General features: G+C 39.8%; 4 protein-coding genes and 1 pseudogene. 2 read left to right on the forward strand and 3 right to left on the reverse strand.

The window, feature by feature from the left end; genetic code table 11:
- Positions 1–7: 7 nt before the first annotated feature.
- From A33Q_RS06775 to A33Q_RS06790, 3 genes and pseudogenes are all read right to left on the reverse strand, one after another.
- On the reverse strand, positions 8–301 hold the full coding sequence (locus A33Q_RS06775) for a Bor family protein (protein ID WP_009036343.1): 294 nt from the start codon (positions 299–301) through the stop codon (positions 8–10).
- A gap of 237 nt (positions 302–538) precedes the next feature.
- Complete coding sequence (locus A33Q_RS06780) at positions 539–1,303, reverse strand: LytR/AlgR family response regulator transcription factor (RefSeq protein WP_009036344.1); 765 nt, start codon at positions 1,301–1,303, stop codon at positions 539–541.
- Positions 1,304–1,328: 25 nt separating this feature from the next.
- Positions 1,329–3,340 (reverse strand): annotated as a pseudogene (locus A33Q_RS06790) (tetratricopeptide repeat-containing sensor histidine kinase).
- Between the two features lie 425 nt (positions 3,341–3,765).
- Between A33Q_RS06790 and A33Q_RS21510 the strand changes: the two are divergent.
- Positions 3,766–4,293 carry a hypothetical protein gene (locus A33Q_RS21510; protein ID WP_009036347.1) on the forward strand — a complete coding sequence of 176 codons (528 nt, stop codon included), beginning with the start codon at positions 3,766–3,768 and terminating at the stop codon, positions 4,291–4,293.
- A gap of 149 nt (positions 4,294–4,442) precedes the next feature.
- Complete coding sequence (locus A33Q_RS06800; protein ID WP_016254825.1) at positions 4,443–5,477, forward strand: 3-keto-disaccharide hydrolase; 1,035 nt, start codon at positions 4,443–4,445, stop codon at positions 5,475–5,477.
- The last annotated feature ends 565 nt before the right edge of the window (positions 5,478–6,042 follow it).

Genomic DNA, 6,042 nt, shown 5'->3' on the forward strand with positions numbered 1-6,042 from the left:
TTTAAAATTATCTTGTAACTGTAGTGGTGGTAGGCGTGTAGATTCCGAAGGTAATCATATTCAGCAGGCCGTCCACAAAAGTGTGCTGAATGTGCACATCATAATCTGCTGCTCCATTTGCCATTTGCTTAGGGTCTGAAGTTCCTATTGGAGCCAGGCCATAAATCAAATAATGGTTTTTTTGGGTCACTGTAGCGCCTGTCTGGGCACCATTTCCTACACTGAATTGATAGGTGTAGCATGAACTTGTTCCGAATAGCAAAAGTCCTGCAACCAGAAGACTGTAAAATTGACTTTTCATAATGTGTAAAATTTAGTTAGAAAATTTGTTTAATTGAGTTCTCCACAAAATGCAGCTTTGAATTTCAAACATCTTGGGATAACTCTATTTTTTATATCAATATAGATGATTAATTTAAATTAATACCAAATTGATGAAATAAAAATTAGTTGCAAACACTTGATGATTGTAACTCAACTTCCAATGAGAATTTAGCATTTACCAAATAGACCTGGTCTTAGGCCTCACTCAATTTCGTCAAGTCCTGCTGATAATGTCATAAAATTCTGTCAGCAGATGTCTTTTTTGCTTGCTGACAGGAATAGAATGTCCGTCATCCATGACCACATAGCCACCATCAGTTTTATTGTATTGTTTGAGGTACTTGGGATTGATCAAGTAGCTTTGATGTATCCTTAAAAACAAGTAATTACTCAGAGTTTTTTCTACGTCTTTCAGTGTTTTGCTGATCAGTTTTTTTTCTCCGGTCTGGAGGAAAATCTTGGTGTAATTATTTTCACTTTGGCAGTATAGAATGTCTTCGGTTTTCAAAAACTCAAAACCCTGAACGGTAGGGATAGCTATTTTGCTTTTTACAAGCCCTTCATTTTTGATTTTGGATAGAAGATCCTTTATAGCCAGTTCATTGAGGAGAAGCGATTCTTTTTTTTGTTTCCTTTCCCAGTCCAAAAGAATTTCTTCCAATTCCTCACTGTCTACCGGCTTAAGTAAAAAGTTGTATGCTTTGTTTTTAAAAGCCTGTAGGGCATATTCACTGTAAGCTGTCGTGAAAATCACATCGAAATCCAATGTTTCGAGTTGGTCCAGTAATTCGAAGCCATTTAAATGAGGCATTTCTACATCTAAAAACAGGATGTCAATCTTAAGCTTTGGGAGTTCTTCCAGTGCTTCTACAGACTTGTTGGTTTTGTAGACAAGGTTATGATCGATTTCCAAAGCCTGTAAATCCAACTCTAAACTTTCAATACAGTGTTTTTCATCATCAACGATGGCGATATTCATGTTTCTTTAGATTTATTTGGGGGTGTTAGGACTCGTTTAAATGGATTTGAACCTCAGTGCCACTAGGTTTTTTATTTTGGTCAAAGTGGTCCAAAGTATCCATTTGCATCCGTTGGTTGGTGATTTTATTGAAAAGATCTATTCTTTGTTGGGTGATAGTTACGCCCATGCTTTTGTGTCCATTGAGTTGGGTCTGTGCTTTGGTTTGTCTGCCTATGCCATTGTCCATGATTGAAATAAAAATCCCATTATCCCGCTGGGATACTGCAATCCTGAGTTTTTTATCTTCTGATTGGCTGGGCAAGAGGCCATGCCAGATCGAATTTTCAACAAAAGGCTGTAAAAGCATAGGGGGGATTTTGGAGCTTTTCAATTCTTTTTCTTCTATGTTTTCCAGGCAAAGTTCGAATTGGAGCTTTTCCTCAAACCTGCTTTCTTCCAATTTGATATACTTCTTGGTCAATTCCAACTCCTCTTCCAAAGAGACAGTAGGGAGTTTGCTGGTTTGCAGGATATCCCTAACAAACCTACTGAGGTCCGTCAGGTATTTAACCGCTTTTTTGTTTTTTCTTTCTGGATCAAAAGCTTGATGGAATTCAGACAGTTGAAAAGGAAATGAGGGTTCATCTGCATGCGCGTAGCAAGGATTTCTGCCTGTAGCAGATCGTTTTGATAAGCAGCTTCCACATCCTTTCTTTTTTGCTCTTCCCTTTGGATGGCAAGATTCTTTTTGAGATTAATATTCCTTAGACTGAGTGTGATAACTAAGGAAATGGCCAAAAATGCCAAAAGTACTCCAAAAAGTAAGGTTTTTTCTCTTTTGAATTTTTCCTCAGCTACCAAAAATTGTTGTTCCTGCAGTTCTTTGTCTGCTTGCAGTAAATTGAGTTCAGCTTCTTTTTTTTCAAAATCATATTCTAATCTCAAGCCTTCGATGGTCGCTTCCTGATCCATTAAGCTGAGGCTATCCTTGTATGCTTCTGCAGTCTTATAGTACGCCAATGCTTGCGCATAATTTCCGTTACCTTCATAAGTTTCCGAAATCAGCCTGGCACTTTCCATGATGAGTGCCTTATTATTCAGATCTTGGGCCATCTGATATGCCTGTCTTAGGTAATTCAAGCTTTTGGATGTCCTGCCCAATCTGGTATTAACCTGACCAAGGGAAATGAGCATACTGGCCTCTTTGTGCTCCTGATTTAATTCCTGAAAAACTTGAAGGGCTTTTTGATAATAATCTTCTGAGAGGCGCAGATTTTTACCTTCCTCAAGGTAACTGTGTCCATAGTACTCGTAAGTCATGGCAATGCCATGTTGGTCCTTTCTTTCCGTATTGATGATCAGCAGTTCATCCAAATATTCCCGGGCTGTGCTGTATTCCTCTTTTCGGGAGTAATAACTGGCAATGGAAAGGTAATTCATAGCCATGCCCAGGGTGTTCTCCCTCTCTTCTTCCGTTTCAAGAGCTTTCATGTAATATACCAAGGCCTCCTCACTTTTCCCGTCTATATAACTAAGAGAATTGCCAAGACCATTTGAAGCTATGGCAATATTTCTTAAGTCATTGTTTTCCTCAGCTATTTTAAGAGCAAAAAGGTAATATTCTACTGCAAGGTCATATGCCTGATCGTATCGGGCAGATACCCCGGCATTATTGGCAAACCGCATTTTGAAATAGGGGTCTACATTCATTTCCCTAACGAGGCTTACCGCTCTGATATGAAGGGGTATAGACTTTGCATATTGGGAATGATACCTGTAAAGTAGACCAAGATTGTCCAGACTTTCTGCCAAAAGTAAGGTGTCATTGTGACTTTCGCTAAGCTCTACGGCCAAGTTGGCAAAATAAAAATCTTCCGGGTCATCGGGTTCGAGCCTGTGGATTTGCCGGGCCAAATACATGCTTGCCCTGATTTTAACCGAATCATCTTCAGAAATGCTGATGACGTTCCTTATGCTGTCGAGTTCACTATTCGCCTGAGCAGAAAAATAGATCGAAAAGATGATCAAAGGCACAAAAAAATACTTGAGTGACATTTTATATTATTTAAATTTATTTTTGGGTTTAACCTTTTTTTTAAAGATACCTTTTATTGGTGTAATAACCCTTAAAAAACTAAATAACCTTCAGCTTTCCAAATAAAACCTTGCTCAAATCAGTCATCTGGGAAAGTATTGATCAGCAATTCAGAAAATTAAGATTTTTTGGCAATTGGGGTAACAAACAAACTTATTCCACAAAAAAGTCAAAAAATATTTTTTTGCTTTTGGGATGAGAATTCCAAGGTTTTGAATGAGGCTTTCAAATATCTCAACTATTAATAGGGAAATAACAAATATTCAAAAGGTATTTGAAGTAAAGACTGGTTTTTTTAAAATATTATATTGATTTATATTTGTTGAGGAACAAAAAATAATTTTTAATATTCAAATTTTCACCTTATCAAATCAACATTATCATCATGGTACAGAAACAAATTTTCAGGATAGCTCTTATTGTATTATTCTTATTTCCTGTTGTCACACATGTGCAGGCTCAGGCCTTTAAAGAGAAGGACTTGGTTTTGAACGCTGGTTTAGGGCTGGGAAGTACCTATGCAGCAGGTCTTTGGGGCGGTGGTTTTGGCCTTCCAATTGGGGTAGGGGCTGAGTATGGAGTAGCTAGCCTTGAGAAAGGGGTAATAGGTGTAGCTGGAGAATTCGGCTATGTTGGATATAATTTTTATTCATTGACCACTTTTGGGGTACGCGGGTCATTCCATTTTGCAGAGCTTTTGGAGCTTGAGAAAGACAATCTAGACCTCTATGGAGGTTTGGGATTGTATTACAGGAATTTCAATTTTGAGGGAACTGCATTTGCTACTGGAGGGGCCTTTCTCTCTTTTCATGCCGGAGCGAGGTATTATCTCTCTGAAAAATTTGGAGTGTATGGAGAGATCGGTAACACTTGGGCTTGGTTGAATCTAGGGGTAGTTTTCAAGATCAATTGATCATAAACCAGAAATAGAGGTGGTTGGAGAATTTACTGCAAGTAGAAGGATGAATTAAAGAACTTGAAATTTTGCCTAATGAGGCGAGGAGTTTTAAAAATTAAGGTATTTGGCTATCTTGAAGTCCAAATAACCATTAATTTCAAGAGATGAATACATCGAAACCATACTTCAATCACAACTTAAAAACACTAGGCCTAGGGTCATTATTGACCTTGGGCCTCATTTTTTCTGCCCACAGTCAAAATACCAATCAAGCCGGGCAAGTTGCTTTTCAAACTGATGAACCAAGCCCTCATACCACCCAGCTGAGTACACCTGATGCGGAGGATATCATTGGAAGGTGGAACCTCACTCTTGACAAAAATGGGAAAGAAGCGCCATCGTGGTTGGAGGTAAAATTGTCAGGTTTCAAGGTGCTTACAGGGCATTTCGTTGGCGATGATGGAAGTGCACGGCCAATTTCCAAAGTTCATTTCGAAAATGGGAAAGTCTCTTTCATCATTCCGCCACAGTGGCAGAATACCGATCAGGATTTGGTCTTTGAAGGCATGGTCAATAATGGGAAAATGTCAGGGACTATTTTGCATCCTATAGGAGGCAGGTATAGATTTGTTGGAGAACCGGCCCCGGCGCTGATCAGGGAAAAAGCTCCCGAATGGGGAAGCCCAATTTCTATTTTTAATGGTGAGAATCTGAATGGATGGTATGCCGACAAAGAGGACAATCAATGGAAGGTAGTCAATGGCGTTCTTACCAGTGAAGTTTCAGGTGCGAATTTGATCACTGAGGAGAAATTTGATGATTTTAAGCTAGAGGTGGAATTCCGGTATCCGGAAGGAAGCAATAGCGGAATATTTTTGAGAGGAAGGTATGAAATACAAATCCAGGATGACAAAGGGAAAGAAGCCTCATCGGTTCTCTTTGGAGGAGTGTATGGATTTTTGACACCCAATGAGATGGTGGCCAAAGCAGCAGGGGAATGGCAGACTTTTGAGATTACCTTGGTAGGGAGAAGACTGACTATAATTGCCAATGACAAAACTATCATTTGTGATCAGATCATCCCCGGAATTACCGGAGGAGCTTTGGACAGTCATGAAGCCCTGCCCGGACCATTAATGCTTCAGGGAGATCATGGACCGGTGGAGTTTAGGAAGATTGTACTTACACCGGGGAGATGATGAATTGTGGAATTATTTTATTGCTAAACTGACTGAGATAGGTGTTGCTGTCTTTCGGAGTTATTGAAATTGACAATGACAGAAAGGGAATGACAGTTGGTGTACGTCATCCTGAGTCATTAAAATTGGCATTTACAGAAAGGATATGACAGTTGGTGTACGTCATCCTGATCCGGAGCTTGCGGAGGTGAAAGCCTGTCCCGCAGCATTGCGGGGGATCTCTTTCCTTGAGAGTAGGAGATTCTTCACTACGTTCAGAATGACGATCCCTCCACATCTGGCAATGGTAGTGAGGAACGAACGAAGAATCTCCTACCTTTTTTATCAAGAGATCCTTCTCTTCGCTCAGGGTGACGTGTCGCCCCGATCGATGTCAATGGTAGCTTTAGTGGATATATGTTAATGGTAAACCCTGACTTGAATCTCGGTTCTAAATTACAATCCAAGGTTAAAATCCTGGGATATTATACAATCCGCCCTTACAGGGCTAGGGATTCCCTCAAACAAAGTCAGACCCAACTTCATCCCTCATCCTTCCTCCTTCAAATCGATCATTTGGCCAACA

Origin of the sequence: Indibacter alkaliphilus LW1, assembly GCF_000295935.2 — a bacterium.
Classification (GTDB): domain Bacteria; phylum Bacteroidota; class Bacteroidia; order Cytophagales; family Cyclobacteriaceae; genus Indibacter; species Indibacter alkaliphilus.